Annotated in this window: 17 protein-coding genes; 3 read left to right on the top strand and 14 right to left on the bottom strand. The window is 37.7% G+C overall.

Going from position 1 to position 19,126, the window contains the following annotated elements:
- Positions 1-163: 163 nt before the first annotated feature.
- The 13 genes from C7D97_RS07760 to C7D97_RS07700 form a co-directional block, all read right to left on the bottom strand.
- Positions 164-484, bottom strand: a complete 321-nt coding sequence (locus C7D97_RS07760) for a PqqD family protein (RefSeq protein WP_105301491.1) — start codon at positions 482-484, stop codon at positions 164-166.
- The gene (locus C7D97_RS07755) at positions 474-2,354 is read right to left on the bottom strand and encodes an OPT family oligopeptide transporter (protein ID WP_105301490.1); all 1,881 of its coding nucleotides are present in this window, start codon (positions 2,352-2,354) and stop codon (positions 474-476) included. Before C7D97_RS07755 ends, C7D97_RS07760 begins: the two co-directional genes overlap by 11 nt.
- A 199-nt stretch (positions 2,355-2,553) precedes the next feature.
- Positions 2,554-3,885 (bottom strand): hemolysin family protein, encoded by a 1,332-nt coding sequence (locus C7D97_RS07750; protein ID WP_105301489.1) that lies wholly within the window; start codon positions 3,883-3,885, stop codon positions 2,554-2,556.
- Between the two features lie 82 nt (positions 3,886-3,967).
- On the bottom strand, positions 3,968-5,554 hold the full coding sequence (locus C7D97_RS07745) for a Na+/H+ antiporter NhaC family protein (RefSeq protein ID WP_105301488.1): 1,587 nt from the start codon (positions 5,552-5,554) through the stop codon (positions 3,968-3,970).
- Positions 5,555-5,715: 161 nt separating this feature from the next.
- Positions 5,716-6,354 carry a V-type ATP synthase subunit D gene (locus C7D97_RS07740; RefSeq protein ID WP_105301487.1) on the bottom strand — a complete coding sequence of 213 codons (639 nt, stop codon included), beginning with the start codon at positions 6,352-6,354 and terminating at the stop codon, positions 5,716-5,718.
- Between the two features lie 9 nt (positions 6,355-6,363).
- Complete coding sequence (locus tag C7D97_RS07735) at positions 6,364-7,731, bottom strand: V-type ATP synthase subunit B (RefSeq protein WP_105301486.1); 1,368 nt, start codon at positions 7,729-7,731, stop codon at positions 6,364-6,366.
- On the bottom strand, positions 7,731-9,488 hold the full coding sequence (locus C7D97_RS07730) for a V-type ATP synthase subunit A (RefSeq protein ID WP_105301485.1): 1,758 nt from the start codon (positions 9,486-9,488) through the stop codon (positions 7,731-7,733). Before C7D97_RS07730 ends, C7D97_RS07735 begins: the two co-directional genes overlap by 1 nt.
- A gap of 11 nt (positions 9,489-9,499) precedes the next feature.
- Positions 9,500-9,811, bottom strand: a complete 312-nt coding sequence (locus C7D97_RS07725) for a V-type ATP synthase subunit F (protein WP_015778603.1) — start codon at positions 9,809-9,811, stop codon at positions 9,500-9,502.
- Entirely contained in the window at positions 9,804-10,865 is a 1,062-nt protein-coding gene (locus C7D97_RS07720; RefSeq protein WP_105301484.1) for a V-type ATP synthase subunit C, read from the bottom strand. Before C7D97_RS07720 ends, C7D97_RS07725 begins: the two co-directional genes overlap by 8 nt.
- Positions 10,866-10,874: 9 nt before the next feature.
- The gene (locus C7D97_RS07715; protein WP_105301483.1) at positions 10,875-11,426 is read right to left on the bottom strand and encodes a V-type ATP synthase subunit E; all 552 of its coding nucleotides are present in this window, start codon (positions 11,424-11,426) and stop codon (positions 10,875-10,877) included.
- Between the two features lie 15 nt (positions 11,427-11,441).
- Complete coding sequence (locus C7D97_RS07710; protein WP_105301482.1) at positions 11,442-11,912, bottom strand: V-type ATP synthase subunit K; 471 nt, start codon at positions 11,910-11,912, stop codon at positions 11,442-11,444.
- Positions 11,905-13,845, bottom strand: a complete 1,941-nt coding sequence (locus C7D97_RS07705) for a V-type ATP synthase subunit I (RefSeq protein ID WP_105301481.1) — start codon at positions 13,843-13,845, stop codon at positions 11,905-11,907. The genes C7D97_RS07710 and C7D97_RS07705 overlap by 8 nt, the downstream gene beginning before the upstream one ends.
- Positions 13,832-14,155 (bottom strand): ATPase V, encoded by a 324-nt coding sequence (locus tag C7D97_RS07700; protein ID WP_105301480.1) that lies wholly within the window; start codon positions 14,153-14,155, stop codon positions 13,832-13,834. Before C7D97_RS07700 ends, C7D97_RS07705 begins: the two co-directional genes overlap by 14 nt.
- Before the next feature lie 103 nt (positions 14,156-14,258).
- Between C7D97_RS07700 and C7D97_RS07695 the strand changes: the two genes are divergently transcribed.
- From C7D97_RS07695 to C7D97_RS07685, 3 genes are all read left to right on the top strand, one after another.
- The gene (locus tag C7D97_RS07695; protein WP_105301479.1) at positions 14,259-15,419 is read left to right on the top strand and encodes a hypothetical protein; all 1,161 of its coding nucleotides are present in this window, start codon (positions 14,259-14,261) and stop codon (positions 15,417-15,419) included.
- Between the two features lie 10 nt (positions 15,420-15,429).
- Positions 15,430-16,521, top strand: a complete 1,092-nt coding sequence (locus C7D97_RS07690) for a glycosyltransferase family 1 protein (RefSeq protein WP_105301478.1) — start codon at positions 15,430-15,432, stop codon at positions 16,519-16,521.
- A gap of 117 nt (positions 16,522-16,638) precedes the next feature.
- Positions 16,639-18,015, top strand: a complete 1,377-nt coding sequence (locus C7D97_RS07685) for an alanine/glycine:cation symporter family protein (protein WP_105301477.1) — start codon at positions 16,639-16,641, stop codon at positions 18,013-18,015.
- A gap of 43 nt (positions 18,016-18,058) precedes the next feature.
- On the opposite strand, the gene C7D97_RS07680 is transcribed toward C7D97_RS07685, so the two are convergent.
- Complete coding sequence (locus C7D97_RS07680) at positions 18,059-19,117, bottom strand: ribonucleotide-diphosphate reductase subunit beta (protein WP_105301476.1); 1,059 nt, start codon at positions 19,115-19,117, stop codon at positions 18,059-18,061.
- Between the last annotated feature and the right edge of the window lie 9 nt (positions 19,118-19,126).

Here is a 19,126-nt window from a genome sequence, read left to right as displayed (position 1 = left end):
AAATATATCTAAGTAGATATATCTAACTAGAAATATTATACCCAAAGTTATATTTATGAAGCATTTATTTAAAAAGCCCCTTAATCCTTATTGGACTTAGGGGCTAACTTATTTAGAGAATAATTTCTCCTTCATTTGCTTTATTTCTATTTAGATTAAAAACCTAATATTTTATAAATTTATTTCTCTCTAAGTTTCTTAGGTATTGGCCAAGCCTTTCGTATAAGGGCTCGGCTTTTTCTCCGTAAATCTCCTTTAGGATTTCTCCTATATCTTCGATGGAATTTTCCCCGTTTATGGCTTCCCAAACTGTATTTCCCATTCCTTCTAGCCTTACTCTTGTAATTTTGGGCTTATGCCAGATTTTCTGGGCTAGTTTATGGTTTAGGCCGGTGTGGGCCATGAGGATGGTGTAGGTTTTACTTTCCTTATCATAGTCATAGTCCACGTTTTTCTTTGGGATTTTTCCTAAATCAAGCTTCATTTTTGCCCTTCTTTAAGGCTCCTCTTGCCTTGGTGAAGATTAGTATGCCTAGTAGGACAAATATCACTACAGAGGCTTCTTGGCTTAGGGCAAATTTATCAGAGATATTGATAAAATCTGCCAGAGTCTTGCCTTTAACAGGAATTAGGACAAAGACTGCTAGAATTATTCCCATGATTCCTTCTCCAGCTATAAGACCTGCTGAGTAGAGTGTTCCTCTTGTCTCTGCGTCCTTTTTCTCTTCCTTGCTTGCCTTGATTTTATCTACAGCGATTCTTACAAGACCACCGAACATTATTCCAAGTGATGTGTTGATAGGTAGGTAAAGGCCTATAGCAAAAGGTAGGACTGTTACTCCCAAAAGCTCTACCATAATAGCTATAAAGCTTCCTACAAATACCAAGTTCCAAGGAAGATCATTGTTCATAACTCCTTCTACTATCATCTTCATAAGCATGGCTTGAGGAGCTGGAAGGTCCTTTGTTCCAAAGCCTATAGATTTGTTTAGTATCCACAAAACTCCACCTATGGCAAGGGATGAGGCAACAACTCCTATTAGCTCTCCGATTTGTTGGTATCTTGGACTAGCTCCTACTATATAACCTGTCTTTAAATCTTGTGAGCAGTCTCCTGCTATAGCAGCTATTACACAAATTATGGTTCCTATGGAGATTGCTGCTATCATTCCGTCATGGCCTACAAAGCCTGTTAGTCTTAGAAGAAGAGTAGCGATTAAGAGAGTCGCTATTGACATTCCTGATACAGGGTTATTTGAAGATCCAATTATTCCTACCATCCTTGATGAAACTGTAGCAAAGAAGAAACCAAATATTACTATAATCAAGGCAGCAAAGAAGTTCAGTGGCGAAGAAGGCATCATAAACATCAATACTATTGCAATAATTACAAGAATTATGGAAGTCTTTATAGAAATATCAGCATCAAGTCTATCCTTGCTTTGAGATGAATCTCTTCCCTTAAGATCCTTAACAGAATCCTTAAAGGATTTAACAATCATAGGAAGGGACTTGATTAAAGATATAATTCCTCCAGTAGCCACAGCTCCTGCTCCTATATATCTGATGTAGTTTGACCATAGGTCAGATGGGCTTAGGCTTGCTATCTCTGCTGGGCCAAAGGCGTGAAGCAGTGGCATAAGTACAAGCCAGGCAAGGATTCCTCCTGAAAGCATTATAGCGTCGATTTTAGGACCTACGATATAACCTACTCCCATAAGGGCTGGAAGGGCATCGAAACCAATGGCCGTTCCTCCAAAGTTTTTAGTAGATATTTCATAGCTTACCCCTTCTGGGAAGACCTTAAGTCCATTTGCCAAAAACTTATAGATAGAGGCAAGGCCCAAGCCCTTAAATACTACACTTGAGTCTTGTCCTCCTGCCTCTCCTGCCTTAAGTACTTCCGCGCAGGCTCTTCCTTCAGGATATGGCAAGATTCCATCCTCCTTCACTATGAGGGCCCTTCTTAGAGGAATCATAAAGACAATGCCCAATACTCCTCCGATCAAGGTCAACATCAAAATATTTAGATAGGATATATAGTGGCTATCTCCCCACTCTGCTTCCCATAAGAAAGCTGCTGGAAGGGTAAAGATGGCCCCTGCTGCAAGAGACTCTCCGGCAGAACCTATTGTTTGAACTAGGTTGTTTTCCAGTATAGAATCACGCTTTAAGATCTTTCTAACTATACCCATAGAAATAACAGCAGCAGGTATTGATGCGGATATGGTAAGACCTACACGAAGTCCCAAATAAGCATTGGCAGCACCAAATACTATGGCTATTATCACTCCCAAGACTACAGCCAAGGGAGTAAATTCTCTAAGTTTCTCAATTTCTTTTTCTTTTTTCAAAATAACTCCTTATAAATGTAAAATTATTCACAAATTACAAATAATTCCCTAAAATAAAATTTATGTATCAATAATATAACACATTATTAAGTATACCGCTAAAATAAATATTTAAAAATATTTATATAAAAACATTTAAAACAAATAAAAATTCCCCCTGTTTTAAGCTCTTTATAAAGCCTAAAACAAGGAGAATCTTCTAGTCTTCCTTATCTTCTTTGTTTTTTAATTTTCTAATCCTGACAGCCTTGATCCTGTTATCTTCTATATAGAGGATTTTGATCTCGTAGCCATTGTACTCAAAGGAAAGTTTGGAGTCCTCTTCTGGTATATAGCCAAGTCTGTCTATAATAAATCCGCCCAAGGAATCGTAGTTTTCGTTATCCTCATCGATACCTATATTTATCTTCTCATTTAAATCCTTGATAGAAACAGAAGCCTTAACTACAAAGACATCCCTACCATTTTCCTTAATTTCTGGAATATCATAGTCGTAGGAATCATCTATATCCCCTACAATTTCTTCTATCAAATCTTCCATAGTGACAACTCCAGAAAATCCACCGTATTCGTCTATCAAAATCGCCATATGGATATGTTTTTTCTGCATATCAGAAAATAGCTTGTCGGTTTCTATCTTATCTGGTGCAAAGTAGGCAGGCCTTAGGATTTGTTTGATTTCTACATTTCTAAGCCCTACTTTTGTCGCCTCAAGGAGGAAGTCTTTGGTATAGACAATTCCCAAGATATTATCTACTTCCTCGTCATAGACTGGAATTCTCGCATGCTTTATCTTGACAAACTCTTCGAGATACTCCTTGTCTTTATCGTTAATATCAATCATAAAGACATCGGTCCTGGCTGTCATAATCTCTTCTGCAAGTAGGTCATCAAAGGCCATTATGGAGTGGATCATCTTAGACTCCATAGGTCTTAGGATTCCCTGATCTTCACCTATCTGGACAATTGATTTGATCTGCTCACCTGTAACTTGCTTTTGAATATTCTTAGCTTCTATACCGAATATATTCATAAAAAGATTGGTCACAGCTGTAGTAAAAGCCACAATGGGTCTTGTAATGATCATGATGAACTTAGTAAGACCTGTCGCTCTTTTAGTAATCTCCATCGGAAATCTTACGCCAATTCTTTGGGGGATTTTGTCTACAAATATCAGCTTAAGAATGGTATATACTACTATGGCTACTATAGTCACCCATCTTTCTGATAAGATTCCTCCCCAAAAATACCCATCAGAGCTCACTTCTCTAAGCCTTTTTGCGAAGTAAGCTATGGTTAAAAGAGAAAATATTATATTGGCTATCTCGAAAGATTGGTTGAGTCTATCTTGATTTGATAAAATCTTAAGGACAGATCCCGCCTTCTCATCTCCGTCTAAGGAATCTTCTTCTAGTTTTGACGTATTTAAGCTGATTAGGCCTGTGTGAATTGCTGTAAATACTCCATTTATAAAAAGCAATAATATTATACTAAGTGTTGTAATCAAACCGTGGTAGGGTCCAGTTTCCATTTATTTTTCCCCGTTCTTTTTTATCTTATCTAATATAGACTATATACATAAAAGCTTTCCTTGTCAAAGAAGAAAATCCCTCCTAAGCCCTCTTTTTTAGGACAAACATAAGGCCTAGGATTACTAAAATTCCAAAGGCTAGTGGGATTACAAAAGAATGAGTAAAGCCTGCTATGATATAAGCTAATGAAGATACTAAGGCTACTGTTAGACCATAAGGTAGTTGGCTTTTGACATGGTCTAAATGAATACATCCTGCTCCAGTAGATGACATTATAGTCGTATCTGATATCGGAGATAAGTGGTCTCCACAAACTGATCCTGAAAGAGTTGCCGATATAGCTATTAAAAATATAGGATCGTGAGGATCAAACATGGACACAACTATTGGTATTAGTATACCGAAAGTCCCCCAGCTTGTTCCTGTCGCAAAGGCTAGAAATATTGCAACTACAAATATAACTACAGGAAGGAAGGAGCTTAGGCCGCTTGCAGCATTTTCCATAAGGCCTCCAACGAAGTTGGTAGATCCTAGAAGCTCGTTTGATATATTTTTTAAGCTTGTAGCCATAGTTAAGATTAATATAGCAGATACCATTGATGAGAATCCTTCTGATATAGATTCCATTGACTTTTCAAATGACATTACCTTCCTTACAATGAAAAATATTATGGATATGATCAAGGCCACAATGGAACCCATAGCAAGGGCTATAGATGAGTCAGTATTAGCAAAGGCATTTACAAAATCGTGATAGTATGGGCTTGCAGTATCGAAAAATCCTCCCACATTAATCAAGCTTAGTACACAAGATACTATAAGGACTAGGATCGGAAAGACTAAGTCTATTACTGCCCCTTCTCTATTTACCTTGCTATGATCGATTAGCTCTTCCTTTCTGATACTGATATCCCCTGTCGTTTGGGCCTTTTGTTCATAATCTTTCATTGGACCGTAATCATTATTAAAGGCAATTATACAAACTACAAAGAACAAGGTCAAAAGAGAATAGAAGTTAAAGGGAATTGCCTTTACAAAAAGTTCTATTCCTGAGTAAGTCCCTGATTCTGCGTAACCTGAGACTGCCGCAGCCCATGAAGATATAGGTGCTATCATACAAACTGGAGCTGCTGTTGCATCGATTATGTAGGCGAGCTTAGCCCTTGATACCTTGTGAGAATCTATAATTGGCTTCATCACAGATCCACTTGTTAGACAGTTAAAGTAATCATCTATAAAAAGCATGATACAAAGGAAAAATGTCGCAATCTGTGATTGTTTTCTATTCTTAATCTTGGAGTCAGCCCACTTACCAAAAGCACGAGATCCTCCAGAATAATTTATTAGAACGACCATTATCCCCAAAACCACTAGGAAGATATAGATTCCTGATGTTTGTGAAATAGACGCGATAAAGCCTTCGCTTACGATATTGTCTAAAAATGTCGCAATAGAGCCCTTGGATGCAAGGATTGCTCCTATTGTTATCCCTAAAAATAAGGAAGAGAAAACTTCCTTAGTAAAAAGAGCTATAAAAATAGCTACAACTGGTGGAAATAAGGACCAAATACTTGAATAGGTATCTGCTCCTGTTTTTGAAACATATATACTAAGACCCAAGGCCAATATAGCAAAGACTAGGGCCGGTTTTGATTTTTTATTTTCCATAAAACCCCTCAATTTTTCTAATATGTAGAAAATCTCTAGCTTATTTTTGCTTATAGAAGAAATTTTCTGCGCAATTTATACTATACTAATTTTTACTATATATTAAAGCTTTTTTGAGATTTAAACAAAAAAAGAAGACCCACTGGCCTTCTCCTCTACGCTTATTTTTGTTCAGCTATAATATCCTTAACCTTCATTAGTCTGGATATAGTAGCTCTTTCGTTTTCTTCTAGCTTGCTTCTTATATATTTGATTGTCTCTTCAAGATCTGGGATAGTCCTGTATTCTAGGGCATTTACCCTTCTTCTTGTACTTTCAATCTCATCTGCCATAAGCTGGGTAGTCTTTTCAAGCTCAGCAAGCTCAAGGAGCCTATTCATAACTTCATTGAGTCCCTTTAGGGCCTTATCAAGGCCTGCTGATGTTTCTGCATAGCCGTATGGGAACATGCTGGCGTTCTCATTTTCTTCGACCTTAAATTCCATTTTAGGAATTCTTACACTCATGACATTTTTGATATCTATATCAACGCCAAGTTTTTGAGTAGGAAAGCTCACCGCTTCCTCCATAAATTCCGGGCTCATAAAAGCACTTGCTATAAGGAAGTCTGAAAAGGAATCCTCTAATTCCTTCTCTACTTCTTCTCTTAGTTTTTTGTTTTTCCTAATAAGCTCCAAGAATTGTCTCATAAGCTCATCTTGCTTATCCTTTAGTAGCTTGTAACCACGTTTGCTCGTAGCAAGTCGCTCTTTTAAGGTATTTAGATTCATCCTCGTTGGCGTTACTTTTAATCTTGCCATACTTAACTCCTAATCTAAATATTTTTCAATTAACTTATCGTCAATTCTCTTAAGCTCTGATTTTGGTATAATTTTTAGAAGCTCCCAACCTAGGTTTAGGGTATCTTCTATGGTTCTGTTAGTGTAGTAACCTTGGTTGATGTATCTTTCTTCAAACTCTTTGGCAAACTCAGCAAAGGCAAGGTCCGCATCTGATAGGGCAGAATCACCCAAAATCTTTTGAAGCTCTCTTGCATCAACTCCTGATGCGTAGGCTGCATAGATTTGGTTCATTGTATCCGCATGGTCTTCCCTTGTCTTGCCCTTTCCTATACCCTTATCCTTAAGTCTTGATAGGGATGGAAGTATTGATACAGGTGGCTCAATTCCTTGGTTATAAAGCTCTCTATTAAGGATGATTTGGCCTTCTGTAATATATCCTGTAAGGTCTGGGATTGGGTGGGTGATATCATCTTCTGGCATGGAAAGAATTGGAATTTGTGTAATTGTTCCTGGCTTTCCACGTAGCTTTCCAGCTCTTTCATAGATTGTTGAAAGGTCTGTATAAAGATAACCTGGATATCCACGACGTCCTGGTACTTCCTTACGAGCAGCTGATACCTCGCGAAGGGCCTCTGCGTAGTTGGTCATATCTGTCATTATAACAAGAACTTGCATTCCCTTTTCAAAAGCAAGGTATTCTGCCGCTGTTAGTGCCATCTTTGGTGTTGATAGACGCTCTATAGCTGGGTCATCTGCAAGGTTCATAAATAGGACGGACCTGTCTAGGGCTCCAGTTTTTCTAAAGTCATTCATGAAAAATTGTGCTTCTTCGAAGGTTATACCTATAGCTGCAAATACAACCGCAAAGCCTTCATCGTCTGACAATACTCTCGCTTGTCTTGCGATTTGGGCAGCTACTTGGTTGTGTGGAAGTCCGTTTCCAGAAAATATTGGAAGTTTTTGTCCACGAACTAGGGTATTTAGCCCATCGATGGTTGAGATTCCTGTTTGGATAAACTCTGATGGATAGTCTCTTGATACAGGGTTTATTGCTGTACCATTTACGTCACGTTTTTCTTCAGGAATTATAGCAGGGCCATCATCGATTGGCTCTCCTAAACCATTGAAGGCACGACCTATCATGTCTTCTGATACGCCAAGCTCAAGAGGTCTTCCTAGAAATCTTACTGAAGTTGATTTAAGGTTGATACCTGTAGATCCTTCGAAAAGTTGGACCATAGCACGGTCTTCAGCAATCTCTATTACACGACCACGGCGGCGTTCGCCTGTTTGCATTTCTATATCTACAAGCTCATCAAAGCTTACACCCTCTACTCCTTGAACGAGCATAAGAGGGCCAACTACTTCAGAAACTGTTTTATATTCTTTTAACATTATGCCTCCCTTATAAGCTCTTCAATTTGCTTATCAATTTCACTTCTAATCTCTTCGATATTTCCTAAGTCATCTTCTGAGATTAGTTTTAGTCTTGTTATCTTCTCACGAACTGGAAGTTTCTCAATTTCTTCTAGCTCTACGCCATTAGATAAGGCTTCTAGTGACTTATCGTAATTGTAAAGAATAGTATCAAGCATCTTATCTTGCTTTCTTAGTGAACAATAAGTATCTACATCGTGGAAGGCGTTTTGTTGGAGGTAGTCCTCTCTGATTGACTTGGTAACGTCAAGTTTTAATTTATCGTCATCAGATAGGGCGTCACGTCCTACTAGCCTTACGACTTCTTGAAGTCCTGATTCTTGTTGGAGTAGACTCATAGATCTCTTCCTGTTTTTGGAGAATTCTTCGTCCACTTCACTATCTATATATTTATCCATCTTGTCTTGATATAAAGAATAAGATGATAGCCAGTTTATAGCTGGGAAGTGTCTTTGGTAGGATAGGTCGTAATCTAGTCCCCAGAAGACCTTAACTATACGAAGGGTCGCTTGGGTAACAGGCTCTGATAAGTCTCCTCCTGGAGGGCTTACTGCTCCTATTACTGATAGGGAACCTATATCATTTCTTGATCCTAAAACTTCAACCTTTCCTGCTCTTTCGTAAAAGTCTGCGATCCTACTTGCAAGATAAGCAGGGAATCCTTCATCTCCTGGCATCTCTTCAAGACGACCACTCATCTCACGGAGGGCTTCTGCCCATCTAGATGTAGAATCTGCCATCATAGCTACGTTATAGCCCATATCTCTAAAGTATTCTGCAAGAGTAACTCCTGTGTAGATACTTGCCTCACGGGCTGCTACTGGCATGTTTGAAGTGTTTGCTATAAGAACTGTACGTTTCATGATTGATTCGCCTGTTTTTGGATCTATTAGTTCAGGGAATTCGTTAAGTACGTCAGTCATCTCGTTTCCACGCTCACCACAACCTACATAGATTACTATGTCAGCGTCGGCAAACTTTGCTATCTGGTGTTGGACTACAGTCTTACCAGAACCGAATGGTCCAGGAATTGCTGCTGTACCTCCCTTAGCAACTGGGAAGAAGGTATCTATAACCCTTTGACCTGTAATTAGTGGTTCGTCTGGATCGATTTTCCTTTTTGAAGGACGAGCCTGTCTTACTGGCCATTTTTGAAGCATGCTTACTTCTTTATCGCCATCTTCTGTCTCTATTATCGCTATTGTTTCATCGACTGTAAACTCGCCAGCTTTAATGTCTTTGATTGTTCCTGATATGCCGATTGGAACCATGATTTTGTGGGTGATAACACTAGTCTCTTCAACTTCGCCTAGGATATCGCCTGATTCAACCTTGTCGGAAACACTTGCTGTTGGGTTAAATTCCCAAGTCTTTTCCCTATCAAGGGCTGTGCTTGTTACACCTCTTTCTAGGAATTCTCCTGCCAAATCTTGAAGTTTCTCAAGAGGTCTTTGGATCCCATCGTACATCTTCTCAAGCATTCCTGGTCCAAGTTCTACTGAAAGAGGATGTCCAGTAGAGACTACCTCGTCTCCAGGGCCTATCCCTGTTGTTTCCTCGTAGACTTGGATACTGGCAACATCACCTCTCATCTCAATTATTTCGCCGATGAGCTTATCTTTTGATACCTCAACCACATCGTAGATATTAGCGTCAGATAAGCCGCTAGCTTCTATCAATGGTCCAGATACCTTTGTAATTTTACCTTTATTCAAATTAAGCTCCTTTAATCTAGAATGTTTGCTCCTACAGCCTTCTCAACAGACTTGTTGATATCAGCTAAGCCTATTCCCATTGATCCCTTGTTTGATGGGATTAGGATAATGGCTGGAGTCATTTCTTCTCTATATTTGTCAATTGTAGATGGAATCTCTTTGGCTAAATCTTCTGTGATAAATATCACACCGAATTCTTTCTTAGCCAAATCTTTGATTGTCTTTTTTGCATCAGTCCCATCTATTGCTGTATATACTTCAACACCCAATGCCTTGAATGCAAGGATTGAGTCCTTATCTCCTATTACTGCTACCTTATACATAAGATTTCCTCAACTTTTCTAAAGTAAATTCTTTATCCAACTTATTGAGTTTGGATACGAGAAGAATCCTCAAGTTCTTGATCTCAGTTTCCTTAGATATTACATAATTCATTAGGACTTCTGGACCAAAAGTTATCATCTTAGAATCTCTCGTATAATCAGTCATATGAGAATCTATGGCCTTTTCTAGAGCTAGGATATTATCATCGAGATTAAGATCATCATTTAGGCTGTCCTTAACGTAATTCCCGATTTTGGCATTAGAAAGACTTCCTATAAGTTGGTTAATCTCGTAAGAAAAATATTCCTTAAACTTAATAGGCTCAACAAAGCCGCCTTCTATAAGAATCTTTTCAAGAGTTTCCATATCTTCTCCTTGGCTTTTAACTCTAAGAAGGCTCTTAAGATTTATCAAATCAATTGTTTCTCTAGTAAAGTCTATCAGAGTATCTAAATCTAGAGCTTTCGCATCTAGTAAGAGTTTCTCATAATAGGACTTATCTAGGCTTATATCTATATCTTGAGGATTTTTAGTCTCTTGGTAGTAAGATAGGGCCTTTTGGGCATAGTCTAGGTATAAATCTCTTGCGTCTTTCCCTAGGCTATCTTCATCAGAAGTAAGACTTGCCACTTTATCAAAAAAGTCACTCTTCCTATCTTCTTTGATGAGGTTTTTCTTGATATATGCTAGGTCAATATCTCCCATCTCTAGGTAAAGAGAAGAGTAGTCCTTCTCTTGGATTAATTCCTTTACTAAAACTTTAAGATTGTGGAAGATATATTTCTCCTTCATATAATCTATTATCTCCTTGTCAGGAGCTATATCCTCAATTGCTTTGTAGACTCTTTTTAATTCATCTTTTAGAATTTTCTCATATTCTTCTGGCCTGTCGAGATCGTTGATAGGTCCCCTGTAGATTGTTTCGTTTAGTTGATTTAAAACATCTCTTAGAGAGTCATAATCGTTGAGTCTTTCAAGGTCAGTCCTTGTAAGGAGGTTTTTTTCATACATTCTCGTTGAAATAGATGCGCTTATATAGTCATCTTTATTCATCTAATCACCTCACTTAAATAGAATATCTGATATTTGTTTTTTAATATCGTCGCTTTTGTATTTGATCAATGAAGAAAATCTATTGTCATATTCTATCTTACCATCTCTAACGATGAAGCCTTCGTCAACTGTCTCATCTGAGATCTTAAGATTTCCTAAATCAGCAAGGCTTAAAGAATCCTTAAACCTATCTTCTAGGAGGATCTCGCCTTTTTCTATATTTGAGTTTTTCAAAGTATTTAGGACGTAATTCTTATAAGACGCTTCGTCCATAGATTTTAAGCTTACTAAAAGCTTATCTAAAACACTTTCTATGGCTGAGTTCTTGCCGGATATAATGATATCTCTTGCTTCTCTTTTGGCAGAGACCTTTTCATTTGATAGAGTTAGGTCAGCTTCTTTTTTAGCATCAGCTAAGATTTTATCAGCTTCTTTCTTAGCCTTAGTTTCCATATCTTCTAGGATAGTCTTAGCTTCTTCTTGACTTTTTTCTAGTATTTGATTTTCTTCTTTTTCCGCTTTTTCTCTTATGCTTTGTAATATTAATTCAAGATTATCCATAATCTTATCCTAATATTAAGCGTTTAGTACAAGTAGTAGTGATATAACGAATCCAAGGATAGCATATAGCTCAACCATTACAGAATAGATTACACCCTTGATGAACTCATCTTCTTTTTTAGCTAAGATGTTTACACCTGCTACAGCTACTCTACCTTGAGATATTGCTGAGTGATATCCTACTATTCCTACAGGAAGTGCTGCCATTAGTAGGTAAAGACCTTTTGCTGTATCGATATCTCCACCTGTAATTTGTTGGAAGATAAAGAAACCAATTACGAATCCGTAAAGACCTTGAGTACCTGGTAGAAGTTGTAAGATAAGTGCCTTACCAAACTTTTCTGGCTCTTCTACTGTAAGTGCTGCTGTCGCTTCACCTGTCATACCTGTACCTTTTGCAGAACCCATTCCTGATAGGAATGTAGCGATTGCTGCTGCTAGAACTGCAAATACTAAACCACCATTTTCAACTAAAAAATTACTCATTGTCTCCTCCTCTTAATATTTTGACAAATTTTGTATCTTCAATCATCTCACGGAACTTAACTCCGCCACCTTCATAAAATTTATTAAACATCTCTACATATATAAGTCTTAGACCGTGTACATAGGCTGATAGATAAGATAGGAACATGTTAAATAGTTGGAATACAACAAATATTATAATTCCAGCTATGATTCCTCCGATTGAACCATTACCTGCGACCAAGTCTACAATTAGGTTTACAGAATAAGCCACGAAGCTTCCTGATAATACTAGGGCCATAAGTCTTAGGAAGGATACGAAATCTCCTATCCAACTTGTAAGCCCATAGACTTCATAGAAACCTGATCCAATCCTTCCTCCGATAGATTTAGCTTCTCTACCAGAAAAGAGGAATATTCCCAAAATACCAATAATCATAACCCATTTTGCTATAGGGTTTTTAGTCAAGGCTAAAGCTACCGCTCCGCCTACAGCCATATACATAAATCCTACATCATACATGGCATCCATTGGCTTTCCGTCTCTGATATACATATAAGCTTTTACAGCTAAAGCGACGAATAGTGAAACAGCTCCTATTACCAAGCTCATCACTATAAGCTCGTTGATGTCTGTCGCTGGATCTATTAAACCAAATGGTACATCTATTATTCCACCAAATACTGATCCAAATATAACTCCAAATACACATGCAGAAAGAGAAATTCTAAGGAATAATCTCAAGTTCTTCTCGGTAGATGGTGGGAACTTCTTTAGCTTAAGGGCAAGTAATATTGCTATAGTTGCAAGGGCCCCATAGCCTAAGTCTCCTATCATGAAACCTGTAAATATTGTATAAAATATTGCTACAAGTCCACTTGGATCTACTTCGTTGTATTTTGGAAGTGAGTAGGTCTTTACAACCTCCTCATAAGGATCGACCAATTTATTATTCTCAAGTATTATTGGAACACAGCTATCTTCCTTATCGGCTTCTTCGATATCAAGTATGTAGGCATCACCTAAAACATTTTTAATATCTTTCTTGAATCTCTCAGTAGCGTCTACCGGAACATAGCCTTCAATAACGTTCATAAGCCCTGTCTCTAGGAAAAATTCACTTGATTCTTCCTTTCTTCTTAGATTTAGGACATAGGCCTTGTAAATATATAGGTCCTTTAAGTATTTTTTGAAATCTAGGATTTCATTCTCGAGATTTTTAATTAATTTTTCTTTATCTTCGAGTTTGTCAGATAGGTCATAGATTTCTTCTCCTATCTTGCTTGTTGAATTAATTTTAACTCTGCTATAGCCGAACTCTCTTAGAAGTTCTACTAGATCTTCCTTTTCTTCTATACTTGATAGGGCAACTATATAATTTGTCTTATCAAGTTCAGATACTTTGTATACTAGAGACTTTTCTAGATTTCTTTCTACTATGGCTTTTTCAAGCGAATCATAGAATTGATCAGAAATTGTCCCTGTCTCTACAAAGACTCTCTTAGAATCATAGAGTTCTTGGATGTCTACATCTATATCCTTCCATGGCTTAAGAGCTTCTATTTTGTTTGTAAGCTCATTTCTTTGGCCTAGGGCCGTCTCTCTTTGGCCTACCAGGTCTTTTATCTTGCCATATATAAGGTCGAAGTCGAAATTCGCCCCCTTTTTCTTTACATCTTCTAAGCTAAGTTCAGTAAAACTTGTATCTGGTTTGATGTCCCTATCTTTCATGTAATTTTCTAAAAGATTAATTACATAATCGGCCTTGTTTATACTAGAGTCGATTTTTTGAAGTTGATCTGTGTTTCTAACTTCAGAAAGATAGGATCTTTGCTCATCTTCTTCCAAATCGTTAAAGTGAACATAGTTAAAAGCTTGAAGGATATTTAGTAAGTCATCCCTTTCGGATTTAAAAGCTAGCAAGTTAAACTTATTCATTTTAACTATTGCCATTTTCTATAATCCTTTCACTTAAAGATTTAACAATACCATCTATAGTATCTTTACTTTGATTCTTAAGCTTTTCCGAATCAGCCTTAGCTTCTTCGATAGTAGGCCCTTTGTCTTTATTTGCAGCTTTTTCTGCATCCTCAAGAATCATTTTTGCCTTTTCTTTCGCTCTCGTGATTGTTTGTTTGTACTCATCATCTGCCTTAATTTTGGCTTGATCGATGATCTCACGAGCTTTAATTTTTGCATTATCGATAGTCTGATCAGCCTTATCTTCGGCCTCTTTGACTTTCAATAAAATATCGTCAGCCATCTTTCACCCCCTATTTGCCTTATTAAAATTATATCATAAAATACCTATATATGATATAATTAACCGATAAATAAGATTTTTAAACATGTTTTTGAGGATAAGAATGATTAAGAAACTACTAATACTTACAATATCAATGTTTTTAATCGCTTGCGATAGCGGTTTTAAAGATAATAATACTACGGAAAATGAAATAAACTTGGCCTATCCCTTCGACAAAATGACAGGATTTGAGGAAGATAAGGCCCTCTACTTAAAATCTACAGCACCTTTCTTTTATGCAAATATTAAAACCGATCCAAATTCGGCTTATGAGAAAAATGAACTAACAAATCTCGACTATAACAAGGAAATAATCTTTGCCAACATGCACATAAGAATCCCTGAAAGATGCAAGGTCTTTAAGAGTAAGAGTGATGATAAATACATTATAGATTTCCCTTATAGCTCATCCTATAATATATTCTTAAGCTTTGAAGAAGTGACAAATACTAAGATTTCGGGCCAAAAAGATATCTTAAAAGCTTGTCAATTATCTGAAAAGACCATAGATAGCGGGGAGAGTATCATTAGCCATTCTATAAGAAATAAGATGACCAATGTCGACTCAGCCTACTTTATAAGCGAAAAGGGTGAGCAAAGACTTACTCATTTTTTTGTAAAAACTCCTTCATCCATAATCCATTTCACAATAACTGAAGATAAAAACCTAAGCTTGAAATCCAAAGACATAATGAGCGATATCTTGATCGCCATGTATAAGGAAAGCGACGATCCTATGGAGATTGCCAAAGACTTTACCGACTATACAGATAAGATAAATGTCTTTGCCACAAAAGAGGTAGAAATGGGAAAGATAAAATTCAAAATTCCAGAAAACTTCCTCCTAAACCAAGATAAAAACGGCATCAGGGCCTATATATCAAAGGTAGATGGAGAAATAGTATCAGAGCTTATAATCAAAGTAGATGAGAAAGATGGTAGAAGTATCGAAGAAATATCCTCTCTTAACTCAGGCGATATAATCTATCCAATAAATATCGTAACAAATGGAGTAAGCGAGAAGGGGGATATAAACAAGCTCTCCTACATAAGAAACGGCTCAAGGCTTTATCTAGCGTCTTATTCCCTCAAGGGAGATAAGGTCGTAATAGAGACTAAGGATGAATTTGTAACGTTTTTTATCCTAGGACCTCTAAATGACAATGACCAGACTAGTATTATGACAAAGTCCATTATATCAAGTATAGAGAAGAAAAATTGAAAGGAAAATCATGACAGAAAGAATACTCCATGTCTTTGGCACCCTAAATCGTGGAGGGGCCGAGACTTTGGTAATGAATATCTATAGAAATATAGACAGAAGTAAGATCCAATTTGACTTCGTAGTCCACCACGAAGAAGAAGGGGCCTACGAGGAAGAAGTAAGAAAGCTCGGAGGGAAGGTCTACAGAGTTCCAAACTACAAGGGTACCAACCACTTCACCTACAAGAAGGCCTGGGATAAACTACTAAAAGATCACCCAGAATACAAAATCGTCCACTGCCACAAAGAATCTATCGTATCTCTTGTAATGGATGAGGCAAAGAAAAATGGTAGAATTGCCATAGCCCATAGCCACAACACCCAAAACATACCGGGCTTTAAGGGAAAAGTTATGGATGTCCTAAACAAAAACGTTAATTCCAAGGCCGACTACCGCTTCGCCTGCTCATCCGATGCAGGATATTGGATGTTCGGTAGAGATAAAGACTTTACAGTTATAGATAATGGCATCGAAGTAGAAAACTTCACCTACAATCCAGACATAAGAGCTAAAATCAGAGAAAAACTCGAATTCTCAGATAAAAAAGTTTTAGGCCATATAGCAAGATTTAACAAGCAAAAAAACCACTCCTTCCTAATTGATATATTTGCTGACTTATTAAAGGAAGATGACGATTATCTCCTAGTTCTTGCAGGAGTCGGAGATCTTAAAGAAGAGATAGAAAAAAAGGTAAGAGACTTAGGAATAGAAGATAAGGTAATCTTTCTAGGTTCTATCGGCTATGTAAACGAACTCCTCCAAGCTATAGATATCTTTATCCTTCCGTCTCTTTACGAAGGACTTGCAGTATCTACCATAGAGGCCCAGGCCGCAGGGCTAAAGAGTCTATTAGCAGACACCATAGACAAAAACTCCAAGATAACAGATTTAGTGGAATTTATCCCAATTGATCAGGGCACAGACCCATGGATAAAGGCAATTCACAAGGCTCTCCCTTATCAAAGAGAAGATACAAGCGAGATGATAAAAAAAGCAGGATTTGATATAAGAGAAACTGCAGAAAGATTATCAGAATTTTACCTAAATCTAATAAAATAAGAAACCAATCCCTAGAGATGTAAAAGTTTCTAGGGATTTTTCTATGTAAATTTTTACATTCTATTGTATTTTTTTAAATTTAGGGATAAAATAATAAAATAAAATTTTGGAGGATTTATGATAGAATTATTAAAAGCTTTTGATAAGTTTCTCTGGGGTCTGCCTTTGATAGTGGGCATCTTAGGAACTGGTATTTACATAAGTATTAAGACAGGCGGCATTCAATTTAGGAAACTATCCTTTGCCCTAAGGCATACCTTGGGAAATATTTTCGAAAAAGACCACGACCACAAAAGTGGCGACATATCACCATTTCAGGCTCTAGCAACAGCCCTTGCAGGAACAGTTGGCACAGGAAATATAGTAGGAGTTTCCCTCGCCATTCTCTTGGGTGGACCTGGTGCTATATTTTGGATGTGGCTTGCGGCAATTTTCGGTATGGCAACTAAGTTTTCCGAGGTAAGCCTTGCGGTTTTGTATAGAGAAAAGAAGGGTAAGGGCTTTGTGGGCGGACCCATGTATTATATTAAAAATGGTATGGGAAATGAGAAACTCGCCAAGGCCTTTGCGATCTTTTCTGGCCTTGCTGTTTTCGGTATAGGAAACTCTACCCAGTCCAACGCCATAGCAGGAGTTCTTAAGGAAAACTTAAATATCAATCCCCTAGCGACTTGCATAATCCTAAGCATAATTGCGGCAATTGTAATTGTCGGTGGTATTAATTCCATATCCAAGGTCACAGAAAAACTAGTTCCCCTCATGTCTATTCTTTATATAGGAGGGTGTATTAGCATCTTGGTCCTAAATCATTCTAATATACTTCCCGCCTTTAAATCCATCTTTCTAGGAGCCTTTAGCCCAAGATCTCTTGGAGGAGGATTTGCAGGTCTTTCTATTAAGTCTGTAGTAAGTGCCGGCATCGCTCGTGGAGTCTTTACCAACGAAGCGGGTCTTGGATCATCTCCTATAGCCCACGCTTCTGCCAAAACCGACCACCCTATCCGCCAAGGACTTTTGGGAATAACAGAAGTCTTTGTCGATACTATCATAATTTGTACCATGACAGCCTTGGTAATACTTACTACCGGGGCTAACACAAGGGCAAATGTCGATGCAAGTGCCTTAGTATCCAAGGCCTTTGCTAGCGGATCAAGCTTCGGTCCTATGATTGTAACAATAGGTCTAAGCCTTTTTGCCCTATCTACTATCCTTGGTTGGGCCTACTACGGAGAGGTAAGTATAGTATTTCTCTTTGGCAAGAAAGCCCTCATCCCTTATAGGATAGTCTATGTAATCTTTGTCTTCCTTGGAGCAAATATGGACCTAGGCCTTGCCTGGACTGTGGCAAATATCCTAAATGGTCTCATGGCAATACCAAATCTCATAGCCCTTATAGCCCTAAGCCCAGTACTTGTAAAATTAAGCAAAGATTTCTTCAAAGATCCAGAAAGAATTAGAAAATCTAGCGAAGAATACGAATCTTATCTAAATTAAGGCAAGCTAAAACCGACCTAGCCAAAGCTCAGGTCGGTTTATTTTATAGGTCATCTTCGATAATTGATGATTTGGAGTAGGCTGTTACTTTTGCTTCGAAGAAGTCTGTCTTTACTCCGTTTGGATCTGAGTATTCGTCTACCCATTTCATAGATTCTGGTATTTCCTTATATCCTTCATAAAGTGGCTCAAGCCCTAGGCCTTTGGCTCTTAGATTGCCCAGATATTTGATATAATCTTCTATCATCTTCTCGTTAAGTCCAGCTATACTATTACCTATAGAGTATTTGCCCCAGGCAATTTCTTGCTCTACGCCTTCTTTCAGCATATCCCTGTAGTAGTTTTGTAATTCAGGGACAAAGAGGTCTTCTCTTTCCTTCTTAAGGTCGTTGATAAGAGATCTAAAGAGCCAGAGATGGGTATTTTCGTCTCTGTTGATGTATCTTATCTCTTGGACTGTTCCTGGCATCTTGCCGTTTCTTCCTAAATTGTAGAAGAAGGAGAAGCCTGAATAGAAATATATTCCTTCTAGGATGTAGTTTGCTATAAGGACTTTCATAAATCTAAATTCGTCGTCATTTTCCAAGAATTCGTTGTATTGGTCTCCTATAAACTCATTTCTCTTAAGGAGATGTTCATCTTCCTTCCAGAGGTAGAGAATTCTTGTTCTTTCTTCTGGAGAACAAATTGTATCTAGGATGTAGGAATATGATTGTGAGTGGATTGATTCTTGGTAGGTTTGAATTGACAAGCAAAGGTTGATTTCATTTGCTGTGATGTAGGTCTGTAAGTTTGGTAGATTGGCCGTTTGGATTGAATCAAGATAGGTTAGGAAGGAAAGAATCCTGTCGAAGGCCTTCTTCTCGTTTTGGTCAAGCTTCCTATAGTCCTTGATATCTTGGTTTAAGTTAATCTCTTCTGGTATCCAGAAGTTGTTCATAGCCTGTCTGTACCAATCGCTAGTCCAAGTATATTTAAGATTATTAAAATCGTTTAGGTTGGTGGTGTTTCCTTGGATTATTCTTCTCTTAGATAGGTCAATATCCCCATCTTCATTGAAAATACCACGCTTGTTAACTTCCTTTTTTTTGCTATCTTCCATTGTTTACTC

Source organism: Anaerococcus marasmi, from assembly GCF_900290195.1.
GTDB classification, from domain to species: domain Bacteria; phylum Bacillota; class Clostridia; order Tissierellales; family Peptoniphilaceae; genus Anaerococcus; species Anaerococcus marasmi.
Note: the sequence above shows the minus strand (reverse complement) of the source record. Positions and strands in the feature narration are given on the sequence as shown.